The sequence below is a fragment of the Runella sp. genome, assembly GCF_027484545.1.
Lineage (GTDB): Bacteria > Bacteroidota > Bacteroidia > Cytophagales > Spirosomataceae > Runella.
The window spans coordinates 1-20,758 of sequence record NZ_JAIXST010000163.1 but is presented as its reverse complement, the minus strand read 5'-3'; the positions used below and the strand labels follow the sequence as shown (position 1 = coordinate 20,758).

19 protein-coding genes and 1 pseudogene are annotated in these 20,758 nt (G+C 42.8%); 15 read left to right on the top strand and 5 right to left on the bottom strand.

The features are described from left to right. Positions 1-68 precede the first annotated feature (68 nt). The gene (locus Q0081_RS15380; protein WP_298354995.1) at positions 69-644 is read right to left on the bottom strand and encodes a ribonuclease HII; all 576 of its coding nucleotides are present in this window, start codon (positions 642-644) and stop codon (positions 69-71) included. Between the two features lie 74 nt (positions 645-718). Here Q0081_RS15380 and Q0081_RS15375 point away from each other — a divergent pair, with 74 nt between their 5' ends. From Q0081_RS15375 to Q0081_RS15335, 9 genes are all read left to right on the top strand, one after another. Then, positions 719-1,501, top strand: a complete 783-nt coding sequence (locus Q0081_RS15375) for a polysaccharide biosynthesis/export family protein (protein ID WP_298354993.1) — start codon at positions 719-721, stop codon at positions 1,499-1,501. Between the two features lie 3 nt (positions 1,502-1,504). Next, the gene (locus Q0081_RS15370; RefSeq protein ID WP_298354991.1) at positions 1,505-2,245 is read left to right on the top strand and encodes a tyrosine-protein phosphatase; all 741 of its coding nucleotides are present in this window, start codon (positions 1,505-1,507) and stop codon (positions 2,243-2,245) included. 20 nt (positions 2,246-2,265) lie between these two features. Continuing rightward, positions 2,266-4,713 (top strand): tyrosine-protein kinase family protein, encoded by a 2,448-nt coding sequence (locus Q0081_RS15365; RefSeq protein WP_298354989.1) that lies wholly within the window; start codon positions 2,266-2,268, stop codon positions 4,711-4,713. Positions 4,714-4,945: 232 nt separating this feature from the next. Beyond that, positions 4,946-5,641, top strand: a complete 696-nt coding sequence (locus tag Q0081_RS15360) for a tetratricopeptide repeat protein (RefSeq protein WP_298354987.1) — start codon at positions 4,946-4,948, stop codon at positions 5,639-5,641. A 101-nt stretch (positions 5,642-5,742) separates the two neighbouring features. Further along, positions 5,743-6,657, top strand: a complete 915-nt coding sequence (locus Q0081_RS15355; RefSeq protein WP_298354985.1) for a PfkB family carbohydrate kinase — start codon at positions 5,743-5,745, stop codon at positions 6,655-6,657. A 75-nt stretch (positions 6,658-6,732) separates the two neighbouring features. After that, the gene (hemB, locus tag Q0081_RS15350; RefSeq protein ID WP_298354983.1) at positions 6,733-7,713 is read left to right on the top strand and encodes a porphobilinogen synthase; all 981 of its coding nucleotides are present in this window, start codon (positions 6,733-6,735) and stop codon (positions 7,711-7,713) included. 100 nt (positions 7,714-7,813) lie between these two features. Further along, complete coding sequence (locus Q0081_RS15345) at positions 7,814-8,761, top strand: fasciclin domain-containing protein (protein ID WP_298354980.1); 948 nt, start codon at positions 7,814-7,816, stop codon at positions 8,759-8,761. Between the two features lie 61 nt (positions 8,762-8,822). After that, on the top strand, positions 8,823-9,332 hold the full coding sequence (locus Q0081_RS15340) for a DUF3299 domain-containing protein (RefSeq protein ID WP_298354978.1): 510 nt from the start codon (positions 8,823-8,825) through the stop codon (positions 9,330-9,332). A 353-nt stretch (positions 9,333-9,685) separates the two neighbouring features. Further along, positions 9,686-10,072: a hypothetical protein gene (locus tag Q0081_RS15335; RefSeq protein WP_298354976.1), complete on the top strand. Its 387-nt coding sequence runs from the start codon at positions 9,686-9,688 to the stop codon at positions 10,070-10,072. A gap of 203 nt (positions 10,073-10,275) precedes the next feature. On the opposite strand, the gene Q0081_RS15330 is transcribed toward Q0081_RS15335, so the two are convergent. The 4 genes and pseudogenes from Q0081_RS15330 to Q0081_RS15315 form a co-directional block, all read right to left on the bottom strand. Then, positions 10,276-10,989, bottom strand: a complete 714-nt coding sequence (locus tag Q0081_RS15330; RefSeq protein ID WP_298354974.1) for an outer membrane lipoprotein-sorting protein — start codon at positions 10,987-10,989, stop codon at positions 10,276-10,278. A gap of 103 nt (positions 10,990-11,092) precedes the next feature. Further along, on the bottom strand, positions 11,093-13,660 hold the full coding sequence (locus tag Q0081_RS15325) for a TonB-dependent receptor domain-containing protein (RefSeq protein ID WP_298354971.1): 2,568 nt from the start codon (positions 13,658-13,660) through the stop codon (positions 11,093-11,095). A gap of 268 nt (positions 13,661-13,928) precedes the next feature. After that, positions 13,929-16,046: pseudogene (locus tag Q0081_RS15320) on the bottom strand (M3 family metallopeptidase). 120 nt (positions 16,047-16,166) lie between these two features. Further along, a complete protein-coding gene (locus Q0081_RS15315) occupies positions 16,167-16,484 on the bottom strand; it encodes a hypothetical protein (RefSeq protein WP_298354969.1) in 318 nt (105 codons plus the stop codon). Between the two features lie 272 nt (positions 16,485-16,756). Between Q0081_RS15315 and Q0081_RS15310 the strand changes: the two genes are divergently transcribed. The 6 genes from Q0081_RS15310 to Q0081_RS15285 all read left to right on the top strand — a co-directional run bounded on the left by Q0081_RS15310 (position 16,757) and on the right by Q0081_RS15285 (position 20,621). Beyond that, entirely contained in the window at positions 16,757-17,215 is a 459-nt protein-coding gene (locus tag Q0081_RS15310) for a response regulator (protein ID WP_298354967.1), read from the top strand. Positions 17,216-17,560: 345 nt separating this feature from the next. Further along, positions 17,561-18,064: a GNAT family N-acetyltransferase gene (locus tag Q0081_RS15305; RefSeq protein ID WP_298354965.1), complete on the top strand. Its 504-nt coding sequence runs from the start codon at positions 17,561-17,563 to the stop codon at positions 18,062-18,064. A 24-nt stretch (positions 18,065-18,088) separates the two neighbouring features. Continuing rightward, on the top strand, positions 18,089-18,328 hold the full coding sequence (locus Q0081_RS15300; protein ID WP_298354963.1) for a PqqD family protein: 240 nt from the start codon (positions 18,089-18,091) through the stop codon (positions 18,326-18,328). A gap of 11 nt (positions 18,329-18,339) precedes the next feature. Next, on the top strand, positions 18,340-19,146 hold the full coding sequence (locus tag Q0081_RS15295; RefSeq protein WP_298354961.1) for a biotin carboxylase: 807 nt from the start codon (positions 18,340-18,342) through the stop codon (positions 19,144-19,146). A gap of 24 nt (positions 19,147-19,170) precedes the next feature. Then, on the top strand, positions 19,171-19,401 hold the full coding sequence (locus Q0081_RS15290; protein ID WP_298354959.1) for a hypothetical protein: 231 nt from the start codon (positions 19,171-19,173) through the stop codon (positions 19,399-19,401). Positions 19,402-19,571: 170 nt separating this feature from the next. Further along, positions 19,572-20,621, top strand: coding sequence for an alanine racemase (locus tag Q0081_RS15285; protein ID WP_298354957.1), 1,050 nt, complete (start codon positions 19,572-19,574; stop codon positions 20,619-20,621). The last annotated feature ends 137 nt before the right edge of the window (positions 20,622-20,758 follow it).

The window sequence follows — 20,758 nt, the reverse complement described above, 5'->3', positions numbered from 1 at the left end:
CTGCTTCCTAACCACATAGGCACAAAGGGGGCTCAGAAAAATAGATTTTTATACATACAGGCGTATCGTCACAACAATCGAAAAGACATCCGATGATGACGGCAGGTGCCAAATTCGCGTATACCGGCTCGGTGCAAAGCCGTAGGATAGCCCGCATTTTGCTCCCAGCCATAATGAGAAAACTCAACGGCTAAACGCTCCATCAGGTCATCGCGGTAGGTTTTGGCCAACACAGATGCCGCTGCAATGCTCATAAATTTGGCATCTCCTTTGACGATACACGTATGAGGAACAAAGGGATAAGGCGTAAAACGATTGCCGTCGACCAGCAAATGTTCCGGAATAATCAATAATTGGTCAATGGCACGGTGCATGGCCAAAAAACTGGCATTCAGAATGTTGATTTTATCTATTTCTTCGTTAGACACTTCGGCAACTGCCCAAGACAAAGCAAATTCCATAATCTCAGTACGGATTTGATTTCTCTGAGCTTTGGTAAGCTGCTTAGAGTCATTCAATAACGAATTTTTGTAATCTTTAGGCAATATCACTGCCGCCGCCACCACAGGTCCGGCTAAGCAGCCCCGACCTACTTCGTCAAGGCCTGCTTCGATGAGCGATTGATTATAGAAAGGTTTCAGCATTCCGCGCGTATTTTGGTCGAGCGGGCAATTTACGTATTTTTGTTTCGAGGTTAATCCTCTTCAACTTTTCTGCTATGCGTTTCATTCTCTTATTCTTTTTAGTTTGTACTCAAATTTGGGCACAAAAAAATACCCCTGACAGTACAAAAGTTTCCGAAACGATTATCACCAGTCGTTTTGTAGTACCCTTAGATACAACCACTTATCGAATCAAACCTGGTGACCGCCTTCAAATCAGAAGCCTGAATGCCCTGGAAACCATTTATCCTCAAGCTGGCAATCTCAGCGTAGGAACCTCTCCTATGGCATCGGGGCAGGCTGGAAGTGCCGCGTTCTATTTAACGACCGTTGACCGACTTGGGCAAATCATTCTTCCGCAGGTGGGAAGAGTAAAAGTAGCAGGATTATCGAAAGCGGAAACCGTGGCTGAAATTGAAAAACGGTATCAAAACCTGATAAATAACCCGGTTTTCGACATAGACATTATCAATCTCCGTATTAGGGTACTTGGATCAGTAGCTCGACAGGGGATGATTACACTTGAAAATGAAAAACTCACGCTTGGTGAAGTCATCGCGCTCTCGGGCGGCATTGACTTTGGCAGTGCCGATCGTACCATCAAACTCATTCGCACTCGTTCCGGAATCCAACAGGAAGTAAATTTTGACATCCGAAACCTGGGAGACCCTGCCATAGCCAACATCCCTGTCTTTGACGGTGACTATGTGTTTATCCCCCCGTCTAAGGGTAGTCTTCGTACTATCAAAAACCAACGCGTAGCCAGTATCTTATCTCCAATAGCTATTGGACTCAACGCATTGGCCGTTGTATTAAGCCTATACTTAGCTTTTCGTTAAATCATGTTTTCATTTTTCAAATCCAAATCCTCCATTCCCAGTGTACCTTTTCTGTTGGAATCTATCGAAAGTGATTGGCATTCTCATGTGCTTCCCGGAATAGATGATGGCTCTCAGAACGCAGAACAAAGTTTAGAAATGCTGCAAGAGTACGTACGATTGGGAATAAAAAAAATTGTTGCCACTCCTCACGTACGAGCCGATTATTTCAAAAACACCAAGGAGTCTATCATCGAAGCACAAAGCAAAGTGCAACATCTGATTACAGCTCATCAATTGCCTTTAGTACTCGAAGCCTCGGCCGAGTATTTTGCGGATGAAAATTTTCTGCAATTAATTGAACAAGACCAACTTTTACCCATCGAAAATCAGTATATACTGTTTGAATTTCCGATGCAATCGCCTATCTTATGGGCCACAAAGCTGGTAGAAAAATTGCAGCGTAAGGGATATACGCCGCTTTTGGCCCATCCCGAACGATATCGCTACTGGCACGGTAAACCTCAAGAGTGGGGGAAATGGAAAAATCGCGGAGTTTGTTTTCAATTAAATCTATTATCTCTTACGGGACATTATGGCTCGGCAGAGCGTCGGGCGGCCTTCCAACTGCTGGACACTGATTACATTGATGCCGTAGGAAGCGACGCACACGGACTTCGTCATTTGCAAAAATTGAATGAATTGGCCAAGAATCCACACTTTGACAAATTACAACAATTACCTTTGCTCAACCATTTGGAGTAAAAAATCAGGCAGCCGCTTATATGCAAAATGTAAATTGGAATAAAACGCAGGATAGACACACAGAAATATCCGCTGATATTGACATCAAGCGCATATTTAAAGTACTATGGAGCCGTTGGTATTGGGTAGTGGGAGCGTTGGTATTAACATTAGGCGGATGCTTCATTTTTCTACAGATTGCCAATCCCCGTTATGTGGCCGATGTAGTGTTGCGTTATAACGAAAAGCAAACTGAATTGGATGAGCTAAATCAGTTGATTCAACCTGACGCAGCAGCTCAGGAATACCTCACAGAACGATTCGTTATTCAATCGGAAGAAGTGATTAACAGTGCCATCAAAAAGTTGAACTATCCTTTTACTTTTTACCAAGAATCTACTTTTCGACGCGAAGACGTCTATCCCTACCAACCGTTTACGGCTCAAATCATCTCTTACGATGCGGGAAAGTATAGATACGGCCTGTTCGAAATCAAAAAAAATGGAATTATTACCTATAAAACAGAAGACGAAACTGAAGTCTTGAAATTTGACCTTTCTAAAGACACCCTTGTTTCGGTTACCGGTCTGTCTTTCAGTATAAATTCAGTAGAGCGGCTGTCGCAGGATTATCTTTTTATCTACAATGACCTCAACGAAATCAGGAGTTCGCTGGATGACCAAATTCACGTGGCAGAAGAAGAGCAGAACCTACCCATCCTGAATGTCTCGTTTACGTATAATAATCAGAGATTTACTCAGGATTTTTTGCAAAGACTCATTGAGTCGTATGAAGAATACAACTTAGGCCAAAAGAAGCGTTCATCCAACCTTACCATCAACTTTATTCAGGAACAAATCAAAATTTATTCTTCTGCTTTGCAGAAAGCTTCTTCGCAATTAGAAATTTACAAACAACGAAAGTCTGTTCCCAATCTGCAAGTGTCCATGAATGATGTCATAGGACAAATGACAAGCTTTGAAACTCAAAAAAACACGCTGGAAATTCAGAAAGCCTACATCAATCTTCTGGAGCAAAGCCTTACCAATCGCTTTGAGCCCATCAATGTAGGCAGCATCGGCTTGGATGTTAACAGTGACGGTGTACTTCTGAAACTTGTAGGTGACCTGAACCGCTTAATTCTGGATAGAAAAGCGTTTATCATCGGAAAAAATTTAAGTGTCAACAACCCCGTTGTCAAAGCCGCTGACGATGAAATTGAGCGAATACGGGAACAGATTTTGAGTAACATTCAAGTGCAGCGTCAAAAAAACGAAAGCACGCTAAACATCATTAACCGGAATTTGAGTTTGCTCAAAAGCCGAATGAACACCTTGCCTTCTGTGGAGAGGGAATTGGGCTACCTTCAAAATGACCGGGATGTCAACGAAAAAATATACCTTCTTCTCATCAATAAAGAAATTGAGACCTCCATTGTAAAAGCAGGAATGCTTCCCTCTTTTACGGTTTTGAATCGAACTTATGCTTACAAGATTTACCCACAAGGTGTGCGTATTTTTATGGTTTGCCTTATTTTGGGATTAATTGTCGGCGTGGGCTCTATCTTTTTAGTGCGTTTTCTCAACAATAAATTTACAGAAATTACCAAAATAGGGCAAAACGAACGAGTCAATCTTCTGGGGCTTATTCAACGATACCCCGAAAAAATTCATAACAACGAAAAAGACCTTTTGCGTTTTTTAGAAAATCGCTCTCTTTTCTCGGAATCTATCAACAGCATTCGGACCAATCTTAGTTTTTTGGCCGATACTGCCGACAATAAGGGGAAATTATTGGTAATCACTTCCGAACTTTCAGGAGAAGGGAAATCATTTGTCACTCTGAATTTGGCAACCTCTCTAACCAAAGTCGGCAAAAAAGTACTCATTGTTGGCTCTGATTTGCGTCGCTCCAAAATCCACCGTTTTTTCAACAATAACAATAAAGTGGGGCTCAGTAGCTATCTTGCAGGAAAGGTGGATGACTATCAGAAAATAGTCCAACATTCAGTCATTGAAAGGCTCGACTATATTACTTCTGGCCCTGTCCCCTTTAACCCTACCGAACTTATTCAAAATAAGCGCTTTGAGAACCTGATTAATAATGCGCAAAACCAATATGATTATGTGTTGGTAGATACTGCCCCCATTGGCCTTGTTTCCGACAATATACCGCTTCTTAAAAAAAGCGATTTGGTTATTTTTATCATTCGCTGGCTCTACTCAAGTAAAGAAGCCTATTTGCTTGCCGACCAAATGACCGAAGAATTTAATCTTAAATCGGTGGGAGTTATTGTGAATGATTTTTACAAAGATGACCTGTACGCGACCTTAGCCCCTGCATCTTATTATGCTTCAAAAGGTTATGGATATAGTTATAAATACGGTTACAATTATTACGGAAAATCGGGCAGCTATTATGGAGAAGATGATAATAAGCTCTCATTTTGGCAAAAAATAATACGCCGACGTCGAAAAGATTCGAAATAGTCCCGTAAATTTTATGTTTTGATTTTTGTACTCCGCTATTGTACTGTCACAAATTATTTTTTCAAAAACAGCAATTTGGCATCGTTATTGACAATGGAGGCTTTAGAAATATCACCTATAAGTCTAAGATTTAAGCCCGGTGAATTTATAGAAATCATTAAAAAATAAAATAGTTCTTTTTGAGTTACAAGAGTTTTCCTAATTTTGCAGTCCAATTTGAAAATCAATGGTAATGAGCAATAAAGACACAGATTCAGGGCTAGAGTTTTTAGAGAGTCCAGAGGGTTTAGCGGGAGAGTTGACCAAGTTTGAAAAAGGCCTCGAAAAGAATCGTAAAATTCTCATCGTAGCAGGCGGCGTAATCGTGGCCGCATTAGCAGGATGGTTTGGCTATCACTGGTACGTAAGCAGTCAGGACGAACAAGCTCAGGCAGTTTTGTTCAGCCCCGTATTTGCTTTTGAGTCAGATTCTTTGAACAAAGCCCTCAAAGGAAGCGGCGGTAATCCAGGTCTTTTAAACATCGCCGATGAGTATAGTGTAACTCCTGCCGGTAACTTAGCCCAATTCTATGCAGGGGCTACTTTATTAAAGCAAGGTAAATTTGACGAAGCCATCGAACGCTTAAAGTCATTCAGCTCTTCCGATTTATTGATTCAGGCACGTGCCTATTCTTTGATTGGCGACGCTTACATGGAAAAAAACAACGCAGAGGAAGCCATCAGCTATTATCAAAAAGCGGCTGACTACAAGCCTAACGCGTATTTTACTCCTTCTTACATGATAAAATTGGGGATTGCATACGAAAAAGTGAAGAAGAATACCGAAGCTATTGAAGTATACAGCGATCTCATCGAAAAATATCCGCAATCGTCAGAGGTTCTTAGTGCTAAGAAATTTAAGAACTTGCTCGAAAGTGCTGCGGAGTAAAAAACAATGAAAAAGTAAATCAAAGTGAAGGATAAGGCTAATTGCGGCTTTATCCTTCACTTTTTTTATAATAATTCTAACAATCGTTGACTAATAAAACTATGAGTTTGCTAACAGTAGGTTCGGTAGCATTTGATGCCATTGAGACACCATTCGGAAAAACGGACAAAATTGTGGGGGGAGCCGCCACCTACATTACGCTCACTGCGTCATACTTCACTAAAAAAAATAATATAATTGGAGTAGTAGGCGGTGATTTTCCGAAAGAAATGATTGATACTCTGGAAGAACACGGTGTCAATACGGAAGGTTTGGAAATTAAACCAGACGGAAAAACATTCTTTTGGTCGGGCAAATATCACAACGATATGAATACCCGCGATACGTTGGATACGCAACTCAACGTTTTTGGTGACTTCGACCCTACCATTCCTGCATCTTATCAGGATTGCCAATATCTAATGTTGGGCAACATGGTTCCTGCGCTTCAAATGACCGTTCTGAACCGTCTTAACAATCGCCCTAAGTTTGTAATGCTGGATACGATGAATTTATGGATGAACATTGCCTTAGACGATCTCAAAGCAGTGATTTCAAAAGTAGATTGTCTGACTGTAAACGACGAAGAAGCACGAATGTTTTCGGGCGACTATTCACTGCGCCGCGCGGCAAAAACCATTATGGCGATGGGCCCCAAAACGTTGATTATTAAGAAAGGTGAACACGGAGCTTTGTTGTTTCAGGGAGATCAGGTATTCTTTTGCCCTGCCCTGCCGTTGGAAGAAGTATTTGACCCTACAGGTGCCGGCGACACCTTTGCTGGTGGCTTTATCGGTTATTTGGCAAGCACCGACGATATTAGTTTTGACAACATGAAGCGCGCCATTGTCTATGGTTCGGCTATGGCTTCGTTTTGCGTAGAAAAATTTGGATCAGAACGTCTTTTGGGACTTTCGCAAGAAGAAATCAATAGCCGCGTACAGGAGTTTGTACTTTTGTCAACGTTTCATATTTAAAATACTCAAAAACTTTCCAAGTCAAGGAATCGTTGTTCTCTTAACTTGGAAAGTTTTTACAAACGATTTTAACCCATGAACTACTCAATCACCCGTCGTCCCCGTCGTAACCGTCAATCGGCAGCGATGCGCGCATTAGCACAGGAAACCACTGTTTCAGTCAATGATTTGATTTTCCCGATGTTCATTGTGGAAGGGACCGGTGTGCGTAGTGAGGTAAAATCCATGCCGGGAATTTACCGGTATTCGTTAGACACACTTCTGGAAGAACTGAAGGAGGTAACTGATTTAGGAATTCAGTGCATTGATTTATTTCCCAATTACTCCGAAGATAAAAAAGACAGGTTTGCCACTGAAAGCTACCGCGACGGAACGCTTTATCTGGATGCTTTAAAAAAAGTCAAAGATACCTTTCCCGAATTGGCACTGATGACCGACGTAGCCATGGACCCGTACAGCAGCGATGGCCACGACGGATTGGTGGAAAACGGCCAAATTGTGAATGATGCTACGTTAGAAATTTTGGCAAAAATGGCCATAGCTCAAGCTCGCGCAGGGGCTGACATCATCGGTCCAAGTGATATGATGGACGGGCGTGTAGGCTACATCCGCCAAGCACTTGATGCGGAAGGGTTCACCAACGTCAGCATTATGTCATACTCGGCCAAATATGCAAGTGCCTTTTATGGTCCGTTTCGCGATGCTCTTGATTCAGCTCCCCGTTTTGGCGACAAGAAAACCTATCAAATGAATCCTGCCAACGTACGTGAAGCGCTTATCGAAGCGCAATTGGACTACAACGAAGGCGCTGATTTTTTGATGGTTAAGCCTGCCTTGGCGTATCTGGACGTCATTAAAACCCTGGACCAAAATTTTGACTTACCGATTGCCGCTTACAATGTATCCGGCGAGTATGCCATGGTAAAAGCCGCTGCCCAAAACGGATGGCTTGACGGTACGCGTGCGATGCTGGAAATGCTCCTCTCGATTCGCCGGGCAGGGGCGAAGGTAATCCTGACGTACTTTGCTAAAGAATTTGCACAGCTTCACGCGTAAACAATTACAATTTTCGCCTTTTCTAAGCGTTTAGTCAAAGAGTTATTGGCCGACTGCTAACCTATGGCCTTTTACTCCACATCAAAATACCATTAGAAAGATGAAAAAACTCATTGGGGGTTTCTTATTACTTGTTAGTATAATAAGCGGTTGTAAGCAGGATGCCCCACAACCCAAAAGTATCTCCGACGTACTTATTGAAGAAGCCGATTTAGGAATTTTGCGGGCTGCCATTAAGCACGCAGGGCTCGAAGATGCGTTTAAAACAAGTTCTCTTACCTTGTTTGCACCCAGTGACGAAGGCTTTAAAGCATCGGGCTTTGCGGATGCCGCCGCTATCACAGCTTTACCCGCCGCCCAGGTACGGGCGCTGATTACCAACCATGTACTGACCTCAAAATTGGCTACTGCAACCATGCCTTTAGGGCAAAACAACCCTATCAAAATGATGTCAGGAGCTCGCTTATTCTTATCCAATATCGACGGTACTCCTTATCTCAATCAAGCTAAGGGTACTAAATCCAATTTGGTGGGCACCAATGGAGTAATTCACATTATCAATCGAGTGATTCCCATTCCTAACCAGTCCTTAGCACAAATCATCAAAAATACGCCTGATTTCAGTCTGTTTCGGCAAGCTGTTCGTCGTGCTGCTACAGGTACGGGAGGCGACTCTCGCTTAGCAATTTTTTATGCTGATACGTTAAATACCGGCCCCGTTGATCCTGCTTATACGATGTTTGTCCCTACTAATCAAGCAATGACAGCGGCCAAATTATCGCAGGGTGAAATCAGTGTCGCCAATCCCGCAAATTTAGCTCGCATCGTTTCCTATCATATTGCACTAAGCCGCTATTTTTCTACGTTTTTGCCTAGTGCCACTTTAAATATGTTTGATGCTTCTTATACGACTATTGTGGAAAATAAGGCGACGGGAATCAAAATTACGGGTCGAGGAAACCCCACTCCACCGGCAAATGTTACCAAAACTGACATTACGGCCACGAACGGAGTTATTCATATGATAGATAAAGTTTTGATTCCTTGAAATGGGAACATAAATTTGTAAAAAATTGTATTGAATAGACTCTCAATCAATCTATAAAATCATGAAAAGTCTGTTAGTAGCACTTTTGGCAAGCACTGTTGTGTTAACCGGTTTCATAAAATCGGAACAAAAAGACGAGAAAGCCGAATCGGGTAATAAGTTTCGCTACCGCGCCCTCGTAGGTAACAATCCTGTCAAAATCTCTTGGGAAACCCTTCGCGATGTTACTTTCAAGAAAAAGTGGTATCCTGAAGAGTCGGTCTATATGCTGTACCCGACTTTTGGCCCCAATATCAATAAATTGAATGGCAAAGAAGTACTCCTAACGGGCTATATTTTACCCATCGACGTGGAATCAAACCTGTACGCGCTTTCGGCATTTCCGTTCAGCGCCTGTTTTTTCTGCGGCGGTGCCGGTCCTGAATCAGTAGTTGGATTGAAATTCAAGAAAAACGGACGCAAGTTTAAAACCGACGAACGTCATACGTTGCGCGGTATTATGAAACTCAACGCCGATAATATTTATGAACTGAACTACAACATCGAAGGCGCAGAAATAGCCGAGGAGTAAATTGCCGTTCATTAGACACTCCTTATAAATTCTAATTTTTACCCCTACAATTTCCTTCATTATTTTGAGGAATTTGTAGGGGTTTTCTTTTGATTTACAAGGAATGCTTCATCCAGCAATCAGTTTTTGGGCTTAAAACTCATGAGCAAACAAGATGATTGAAAATTTTCTCCAACAAACAGTAACAGGGTGTTGGTGCTGAAGAAAAAATAAACTTCCATTCATCGGTGAATTTTTTGAGCCTGTCTATTAGAATAGACGATTGGTAGATTATGGCAAATATTGATTAAACGTTGGGGATTGAAAGCGTTCTAACCTTCGTAAACCAACAAACAATTTAAACAACAGCAACCATGAAAAAGTCAATCTTAGCCATCACCGCACTTGCTCTTTTAAGCATTGCCACTGTCAATGCCCAACGCGGCCAATATACAAACCAACGTCCTGCTCAGGCTCCCCAATACGACAATCCTCGGATTGACAATGCCTACGAAGAAGTAAGCATTAACAGGTTGGACAACATCGTCAGCCTGACTCGTAAACAGGAAAATGAGTTAAAAAGAATTGAAAATCGCTACGACCGTTTATTAAGAAGTAATCGTCTCAGCAACAGAGATATCAAACGGTTAGAAAACGAAAAACAACAGGAAATCTGGTCAGTTTTGACTCCTATGCAACGTCAACGTTTGGCGACTCACCAACAGTCTCAAAAATTTAACCGTAACCATCGCAGAGGTTAAACATCCTGAAATATAAGTTATCCGTTATTAGTTAACCGTTATCCGGTTGAAAATACTTGGATACTTATACTCAAAAAAGCAAGCCATGAAAGTTGAATAATAAGTAAATGCAAAAAGCCGCTCCTTTCGGAGCGGCTTTTTGTTGTGGATAGAATAAAGGAAACAGACAGACTTCACCCTTTCCACTTTTAACTTTACACTCTTTACTTAGCCGGTTTCTTGAAAATAGATTCGTCTACCTTGCCATTGACAGTAACTTTATTGGTCACAAAGGTCAACGCTCCCATTTGACTTGTCATTTCCATGGTGTTGGCGAACTTAATACCGTCTACCTCTTTGTAATCAGAGAAGGTAATTTCGCCATCCTGACCTTGAACGTTCGTTTTCAATTTGGTCAACATGTATGTATTTGCATCAATGAATTCATCCATGGTTTGCCCGTCTTTGGTAGTTACTTTCAGGTGATAGGCATCCGCTTTCTCTACTTTTTCTTTTCCTATCAACTCTACTTTATGTCCTTTTTCTTTATAATTGACCAAAGCACCAAAAGGATCCAATTGACCTACCTGCTGTTTCACCATTTCGGCGGGCATATCTTCAGGGTCACCCGTGCCACCCATCATCGCTGGACGTATCATCCAACCCGTAGTTCCGTCCACTACCTGCACCATTGAATTGCCCATAACAGACGATTCGGTACGCAGGGCTTTACCCACCATTACAGTCGTTTTATTGGGGATTTCCATGTTTTGAACGGAAAGTGTGCGCTCAATCACTAAAGTATTGACTCCTTTAATTTTATCCAGACCACCCATGGCCGCAACGTGTTTATCAACGATTTCATCCACTGTTTGGGCGTATGAACTGATTGAAACGAGGGCTGCGAACGTCGCAACTACAAGCTTGTTTGTTTTCATTTTGTTAGAATTTTGAAAGTTAGTAAGTAAGTTAAGTGCTATTCGTTAAATAGTAAATGTAAAAAATAATCTTGCAATTGGCAATCGCACTTCCTTTCGCGCGCTATTGCCGAGGGGTACCGCCCGCAGGAGCTCCGCCGGGAGCCGCCTGTCCGCCGCCTTCTGTCTTTACATCGTCATTGTTGACCGAACGAGCTTTCTTTTTCGGAGCATCCATGGTCATCTTTCCAATTTTGTAGGTGAACGTTAAACGTACTCCCCGATTATAGAGATAAATGTCGTTTACCTGATTAAATTGAGAAGATTTCAACTCGGTATGAATGTTATAACGTTTGCTCAGGAAGTTTTCCCCGGCTAAGCCCAAACTCCCTTTTTTGTTCTTGAAATCTTTTTTGATTCCTACGGTATAAAATCCGAAGCCTCCTTGCATTCCCTGCAACTGAACCTGAGATCCCTGCAAAAATCCGAACGCCTGTGCTCCCCAACCATTTTTAAACTGCGCCTGTGAGAATAACCCACCGCTTACGTTAAAGCCGTCGTTGGTCAGGTTTTGAGAAACACCGTTGTCACCCATTGCCTGCCCGCTCAGCGTAGTATAAAACGCAGTGGAGAATAGACCCACGTTAATTTTGGAAGTAACCGCGATGTTGGCAAAAACATTGGCACCGTACGCATGTTGGCGTCCGATGTTTTCATAAGTCGTGATAATGGCTCCTACCAATGTGTCGGAAGGACGCCTTACCTGCGAAATGGCGTTGTTGGTAACACGGCCAAAGAACGTAGCATTGACGAAGACTTTCTTGATAGTTTTGCTCAGCCCCAACTCAAAATTATTAGTCAATTCAGGACGCAACGAAGGATTGCCTATTGTAATATTTTGCGGGTTGGCCGCATTGAAGTTAGGGTTCAATTGTTGAAGACCCGGGCGCTGAATCCGTCGGTTGTAGCCTAATTTGAGCGTCGTTCCTTTGATGGTTTTTGACGCATTCACACTGGGCACCAAAACGCCGTAATCACCGATTCCGATGGGGCCACCCTCGCGGGTACTTGCATCAATGAACGTGTGTTCGTAGCGCAATCCACCTTTGAATGTATAACGCTTTTTAGTCGTGTACGTGTAAGAGGTATAACCCGCCGCAATATTTTGGTGATACGTCAACTCTCCCGAAGGTTGGTTGATTTCCGTGGTGAAATTGCCGGTAGGACCTGCCAACAAGTAACGATAATTGCTGGTCACTTCGCGAAAAATCCCTTTAGCACCAAATTCAATCTGCTGATTTTTCTTAATCGGCGTTTGATAATCTGTTTGTAGGGTAAACTCCTGATTTACATTTGAATTGAGATTACGCTGACGACTTGCCAAAGCTCCTCCACTGTTCAATAGATTAGCGTCAAAATCATTGGTCAACCCATTTCGGCTGTAAAGCGTTGAAATGCTCCATTCCTGCTGCGGTTTTTTAAACGTATGCAGGTAATCCACGTTCATGTCTATCGTTCCCGAAAGGTTCTTCGCTTCTACATTCCGACCGGAGGTCGAACCTGCCACTCCATTGGTAAATAGACGAGTCACTAAGTCCTGCTGACTGATAAAGTTACGAACTCCATAACGTACACCGGCCGTCAAACTTTGATTTTTGGCCAAATCATAATCAAATCCTAAATTATATTGCCCAAACAATCCTTTGCTTGAACCATCACCCGTTTGACGGGTAAGGGTTGAGATGCCGTTAGAAATACTGGTTTGTTCGAGGCTGGTTTTAGTAATGGTATTGTAGTTGGCTCGGCCAAACCCTCCCAGCGTAAATCCGGCTTTTCCTTTACGGTAACTGCCATTGAGTGACAATGAAGAGCCTCTGTTTCCAGCCCCCGCATCCACATTCAGGTTCATACCCTGAAGGCTGTTTTTCTTGGTAATGATATTAATAATACCGCCTGAACCTTCTGCATCGTATTTGGCTGAAGGACTGGTAATGACTTCCACCGTTTTGATTTGGTCAGCCGGAATTTGTTTCAAGGCGTCCGCTACACTGCTGGCAATGATGGTACTGGGTTTATTATTGATCAATACCCGAATATTCTGACTGCCTCTCAGCGAGATATTTCCGTCCAAATCCACGGTCAATAAAGGCACTTTGCGCAGTACATCGGTAGCATCTCCGCCTTTGGCAGCAATGTCTTTGTCGGCATTGTACACCAAACGGTCTACTTTTTCTTCAATAAGCGCGGCTTGGCCCGTCACAACCACTTCATTCAACGTTTGGACATTGGCTCCGAGTTTAATAACTCCCAAATCCAATTCCTGTCCTTTGGCCAACGTGATGTTTTCAATAGTTTTATTCTTAAATCCCAGAAAGGAAATAAGCAGGCGATACTCTCCTTCCACGATTCTGTTCAAAACAAATTTTCCTTTTTCGTCCGCAACGGTTCCGTCTACGGCTTTACCCGTAGTTTTGTTGTAGAGTGCAATATTCGCAAATTCAACGGCTTTGGTAACGGATGAGTCTACTACGAAACCGGTGATTTTGGAATTGCCTTTGGGGGTTTGGTCACCTGCCGTTCCCGGCAACGCTTTTGGTTGAGCAACACCACCCATCGGAAACTGCGCCAATGCCGGCGTTAGGAGGGTGGTAACAAGAAGAATAATGGTGAGAATAGATGTGTTTTTTTTCATGGCCTTGCGGTTGATACGACAAAGGTGGGGCAGAATTGAAAAATCGGGAAGCAAAAAAGGATAAAGACCGGATTCAAAAGGATAGACAGGCGTTATTGGCTGATGGAAAGCGAACCATTCCTCGTATTTTCTGCAAAATTCAGGCCTTCTCAGAAATTTAAACAATGTGAAAAATTCAGCAAAAAAGGAGACCTGAACCAAAGCTCAAATCTCCTTTATACATACTAAACGATTATACCGATAACGATTAACCGACAACTGTCTTCTCCTAATTTACCTCCTTTAACAGCCCCCGACGACGCAGAAGCGGCTTAATATCGGGCTCAGCACCTCTGAAGTTCAGGTACAATTTCATGGGTTCGTCGGTTCCGCCTTTTTCCAATACGTTTTTACGAAACGATTGAGCTGATTTTTGGTCAAAAAGCCCTTTTTGTTTAAAAACCTCAAACGCATCGGCATCCAATACCGCCGACCAGATGTAGCTGTAATATCCTGCTGAATAGCCCCCTGCAAAAATATGTTGGAAGTAGGTAGTACGATAACGAGGCGGAATCTGAGAAATCAACCCAATCTTATCCATGGATGCTTTTTCAAAAGCCAAAACATCAGTAGGTGCCTGATCGGGCTTGAGCGTATGATAACTCATATCGAGCAATGACGCGGCCAAGTATTCTGAGGTTTCAAAACCTTGATTAAACAGGCTGCTTTTCTTCATTTTTTCGATTAAGGCATCGGGAATCACGGCACCTGTTTGGTAGTGTTTGGCGTACAATTTCATCATTTCGGGCTCAGTTGACCAGTTTTCCATGATTTGCGAAGGCAACTCCACAAAATCGCGGGGGACAGAGGTTCCGGCTAAACTGCCATAGTTGACATTGGAAAGCAACCCGTGTAACGCATGACCAAATTCATGAAAAAAGGTATGTACCTCGTCTGAGTTGAGCAATGCAGGCGTATTACCTACTGGGCGTGAGAAATTACAGACAATAGAGACCACCGGTATAACGCGTTTTCCTCCCTCCATTTCCTGTTCGCGGTAGCTGGTCATCCATGCGCCTCCGCTTTTGCTGGCCCGCGTAAAAAAGTCCATGTACATAACGCCTACGGTCTGGCCATTGGCTTCTTTTACTTCAAATGCCTCGGCGTCTTCGTGGTACACAGGAATATCGGTCCGCCGCTCAAATTTCAACCCATATAATTTTTGGCAAAGCGTAAAAATACCTTGGCGTACCCCCTCTAAAGAAAAATAGGGACGCAACTCTTCGGCATTTAAGTCATATTTTTCTTTACGAAGTTTCTCGGCATAATACCGCCAATCCCAACTTTCCAGTTTTTCGTTCTTACCTTCTTTGTTCATTAATGTCTGCAACTCCGCTGCTTCCTGCTTGGTGACGGGCACAGCGGCAGTCCATAGCTGATTCAAAAACTCGCTCACTTTCTCAGGCGTTTTGGCCATACTTTCTTCCAACACATAAGCTGCGTGATTATCATATCCTAACAGTGCTGCTTTTTCAGCCCGTAAGGCCACAATTCCTGACATGTTGGCTTTGTTGTCATAAGGGTCGTTGTGGTTGCATCGTTCGATGTATGCTTTGAAGATTTGCTCCCTCAGCGACCGGTTATCGGCATATTGCAAAAAGGGCATAATGCTGGGGGTTTGTAACGTAAATACCCATTTTCCTTCCAATTTGCGTTTTTTTGCGTCTTCAGCAGCGGTAGCAATCAACGTGGCCGGCAATCCGCTCAAATCTTCCTTTTTCTCAATGACTAAAACATATTTGTTGTTTTCAGCCAACAAATTTTGTCGAAATTTCAAGGTCAACAGCGACATTTCTTCGTTGATTTTCCGAAGACGAGCCTGTTTATCGGCCGACAAAGCCGCCCCGCTGCGCACAAACCCTTTGTACGTTTTTTCGAGCAACGTTTGTTGCTCAGTGGTCAGTTTCAGTTGAGTCCGTTGGTCCTATACAGTTTTCACTCGCTTAAACAACTCGGCATTCAACTGAATATCATCGCGGTGTTTTGATAACTGCGGCGACAAAGTCTGAGCAATTTTCTGGATAGACTCATTGGTATTGGCATTGTTAAAGTTAAAAAACGCGGTTCCGACGCGGTCTAACAAATCACCGCTGTTTTCCAATGCCAAAATCGTGTTGGCAAAGGTGGGCGCTTCTTTTTGCGCCGTGATGGCCGCAATTTCGGATGCCTGCTGTTTCATCCCTTCGACAAAAGCCGGTTCAAAATGTTCATTTTTGATTTGAGTAAAGGGCGGAACGCCGAAAGGAGTCGTGTACGTACTGAAAAAGGGGTTTTGGGAAACAGCATCCATTGACACAAGAGCGGTTAAATAAATTGCTGACACCAACACACTGAAAGTCTGTTTCATAGCAATGAGTTAATGAAGTTAAAAACGATGATTCAAAGGTAAGGCTGTGGCACCAAATTTGCAATGAACAACAATGTACCATTGACAGAACCGAAAATTTTATTTATTTTAATCCTACATCTACATTTTCATCATGAAAAATCTTGTGGCAGCGGCGTTTTCCGCATTCTTTATCGTACTTTCCATCAGTCTTTTTGCCTCGTCATCGGATGATAAGAAGGCAGCATCTGAAAAATCATCGTGCAGTACAAGCTGTTGCAGCAAATCTACGGCATCTGCGCAAACGACTTCCACCGAAAAGGTGGCAAAAACGGATGGCGAATGTTGCCCAATGGGGTCAGCATGTTGCACTTCTTCGTGCAGCGGTTCTACCCAAAAAGTGGCTGCCAAAACCAATACAGCGGCACCAACTGCCAAGGGTACATCGCTCAGCAGCAAATCTGCCGAATAAATCCGCAGGAATTGAGCTAAAGTAAACCTTAAATGAAAAGCCCGTCGTTACTGACGGGCTTTTTTCGTGGTAAAGCAGACTCTTACCTAAATTTTAATCTCGGTGTTGCCTTGCAAAAAATTTTTTAAAAGCAGAACAGTTTATATTTGCAGTAGTGTCAGAAAGGTAAAAACTACATACTTAGCCCTCTTGTACGTTTAGATTTAAAAAATAAAAAGCCAGTGCCTGCTATTTATTTGCTTACCCTACACCATTTAATATGAATAACAGGCAACTACATCTCTTATTAGCCGATGACGATTCTGATGATCGTGAGATGTTTCAGGAGGCTTTATCGGAAGTTCCCATTGCTGCTAAACTCACCGAAGTGAAAGATGGAGAAAAATTGATGCAATGGCTCAATCAACCTGCTGAACAGCTGCCCGATTTGCTTTTTTTAGATTTGAATATGCCTCGCAAAAACGGGCACGAGTGCTTGGAGGAGATAAAAAGAAATCCGCAATTACAATCAATGTTAGTGGTTATTTTCTCGACCACAATAAATACCCTCAACGTTGATATCTTCTATAATAACGGTGCGCACTACTACATCCAAAAGCCTTCCAGTTTTGAACACTTGATCCATGTCATTGAACAGATGCTTCATTTGCCCGAGGAAAAAAGGCGCATACTTCATCGTAGGTTTTTTCTACAACGGAAAGCTGTTCTTTGGAAGTAGGAAGAAATTTTCCGACTTGTCGACGATTATCTGCAAACAGATGTTCAAAAATTCGAATGGTATCCTCTTTATATCCAAGTCATCTTAACGGGTTAAATTTCTCTTAAAATCGTTGAAAATACAGTAAAAACAAGGCTTTTAAAACTTAGTCTGTCTACAAAACAATTGGAAACCTGTATTTTTCACAAAAATAAATTCTTGATTTTCAGGACTTTAGTTTACTCAACTATAAAAATTGAGAAAGTAAGATTGCTACCACACAGGTTTTCTGAAAGAAAAACATCTAATCCACACTGCACTTTTTGAACAAGTACCCCGGATTGTTTTCCAACCCAATTATTCATCATGTCAATACTATTACGCCGCTGGACTATCGAAGATGCTTACCCATTGGCCGAGTATTTCAGCAATCCGCTTATTTGGGACAATTTCAGAGATTATATCCCCTTTCCTTACAGCTTGGAAGATGCTCAAAAATTTATAACGACTCAAATTAAAATTACTCCCATTCAAAGTTTTGCAATCGTTGATGGGCAAAAGTTAGTGGGTGGAATAGGCATTACTTTGAATGAAGACATTTACCGAATGAATGTGGAATTAAGTTATTGGGTAGCTGAACCGTTTCATAGGAAAGGAATAGCGAGCAAAGCCGTTGGTTTGATGACAGACTACGTATTTAATACTTTTGAAATAAACCGAATCGTAGCGGAGGTTTTTGAATACAATCCTGCCAGTATGCGGGTCTTAGAAAAAAATGGTTTCTTTTTAGAAACCGTCAAACGAAAAGGTATCCTGAAAAATGGCTGCCTTCTGGATGATTATATCTGGGTAAAACAGAAGATTTTTTAGAAAAGCAATAACAACCCTACGAGCATGATCAAAAAGAATATCGCAACCAACGAGTTTGGGTTTATATTCAACCCTGCTACCGGCGACTCCTTCAGCAGCAACGCTATGGCGGCCGAAGTAATCGGTTTAATGAAAGAGAACAAATCATTGACCGAAATCAAAACGCTTCTGTTTGAAAAGTACGAGGTCGAAAAAAACACGCTTGAAAAAGACCTGGATGAGTTTGTTTCCATGCTGAAACAAAACAACCTTCTCAACAACTAACGGCTCTCAATATGAATGAAAGACCAATCGTAATTGCCGTAACGGGCCTTAACGCCATTGACAGCCCCAGGCCAGGTGTAGCGGTGATTCGGGCTATACGGGACGGTTTGGGCAGGCCCGTCAGAATCATCGGTTTGGCGTATGAGTCGCTGGAACCCGGTATTTACATGGACGGAATCTGCGACAAAACGTACCAAATTTCCTACCCGGCTGCCGGAAGTGAGATTCTCTTTAATCACTTACACCGAATCCATCAAAAAGAAAAAATTGATGTCATCATCCCCAATTTTGATGCCGAACTTCCCAATTTCATCAAAATTGAGGCCCGACTTGAAGCACTGGGGATTCACTCTTTTCTACCGAGTGCTGATATGTTTGAAGCGCGGGATAAATTGAATCTCTACGAGTTTGGAGAGAAACACGATTTGCTCGTTCCGAAAGACAAAATTATTACCCGCGTTGGCGAGTTGAACGAACTCGATGATGAATTTGGATATCCGTTTGTGGTGAAAGGTAAATTTTATGATGCCATAATTGCCCATAATGTTGAGCAAGCTAAGAAAGCCTTTTATCAACTGAGCGCCAAATGGGGGCTACCCCTTATTGTGCAGCAATTCATCAAAGGAACTGAAGTAAATATTGCCATACTGGGCGAAGGCAATGCCATCAGTATCATTCCCATGCGAAAAATGTACATCACCGACAAAGGAAAGGCTTGGGCAGGCATTACTTTGGAAGACGATGCCATGCTTGAATTGGCGCAGAAATTTATCCAAGCTACAAAATGGCGCGGCGGTTGTGAGCTTGAAATTATGTAGAATTCTAAAGGAGAACTCTACATTATGGAAATCAACCCTCGCTTTCCGGCCTGGATTTACCTTACAGCAGGAGCAGGGCAAAATCAACCGGCAGCACTGGTCAGAATGGCATTGGGTGAAAAAGTGGAGCCCTATACCGCCTACGATTCCGGAAAACTGTTCATTCGTTATGCCTGGGATCTAATCACCGACGTGTCTGAATTCCAACGGTTCAGCGCCTTTGGCGAACTGACCCAGCAATCAAACCCCTCTTAACAATTTCGTAAACCGGTATGCAAAAATTAAAATATGAACGACCGCTCATTAAAAAAATGAACGCAGGTCTGATGAATAAATTCGGTTCCGAATCTGACCTTACCCCCGTTACTCACATTGACGGGGTGGCGGTCTAAAGCCTGATTGAGCACTATGGTTCTCCCGTTTTTGTGCTGAGCGAACAAAAAATCAGGCAAAATTACCGCGATGCAGTGCGGGCTTTTAAAACACGTTATCCAAAAGTGCAGTTTGCGTGGAGTTACAAAACGCATTACAATAATGCCATTTGTCGCATTTTCCATCAGGAAGGCAGTTGGGCAGAAGTTGTCAGCGGTTTTGAATACAAAAAAGCCTTGGGAAACGGCGTAGCAGGCAGCAATATTATCTTTAACGGTCCTGAAAAACACCATGACGAACTTCGTTTGGCCATTGAAAACAACTCCATCATTCACATTGACCATTTTGAAGAGCTGTATTCTTTAATTGAGCTATGCGGTGAGATGAACAAAAAAGCCAGAGTAGCCGTACGGGTCAACATGGACACGGGTGTGTATCCGATTTGGGACCGCTTCGGTTTCAATTACGAAAACGAACAGGCATGGACGGCTATTACTAAGATTGTGGCTTCGGGAAAAATGCAACTGGTGGGTGTTCACGCGCACATCGGGACCTATATGCTGAGCACCAATGCCTACAAAATAGCCGCGACCAAGCTTTGTGCCTTGGCCATGCGTTGTAAAAATGAACTGCAAACCCCCGTAAAATACGTCGATTTGGGTGGCGGGTTTCCGAGTGCCAATCCCTTAAAAGGGGCATTAATGGCCGGTTCCGTTCCGTCTGTCGACGAATTTGCCGAAGCCATTACGAGCACCATTCTGAATTTTGGTTTTAAAACCGATGAATTGCCCTTGTTGATATTGGAAACCGGCCGAGCCTTGATTGATGACGCGGGCTATTTGTTGGGAACTGTGCTGGCCAATAAGCGACTCAGCGACGGCCGCAAAGCTACCATCATGGATTTTGGAGTCAATATTATGTTTACTTCGTTTTGGTACGACCATAAGATCAGTCCTGCGCAGGAAACAAGCCACTTTGATGAAGAAACAGTAATGTTCGGGCCTTTGTGCATGAACATAGACGTGATTCGTGAGAGTGTGACCATGCCACTGCTCAACCGAGGCGACCACGTGGTGGTGCATAAAGTGGGGCCTACAACATGACTCAATGGATGCAGTTCATGGTTCATCGTCACATTTGGTGAAAGTCGAGGTTTGGGTTGTAATTTTGAAGAATGGACTCTGCCTTCCTTTTGCCTTCCGAGCTCGACTTAGAACTACTTGATTACGAACTTTACCCT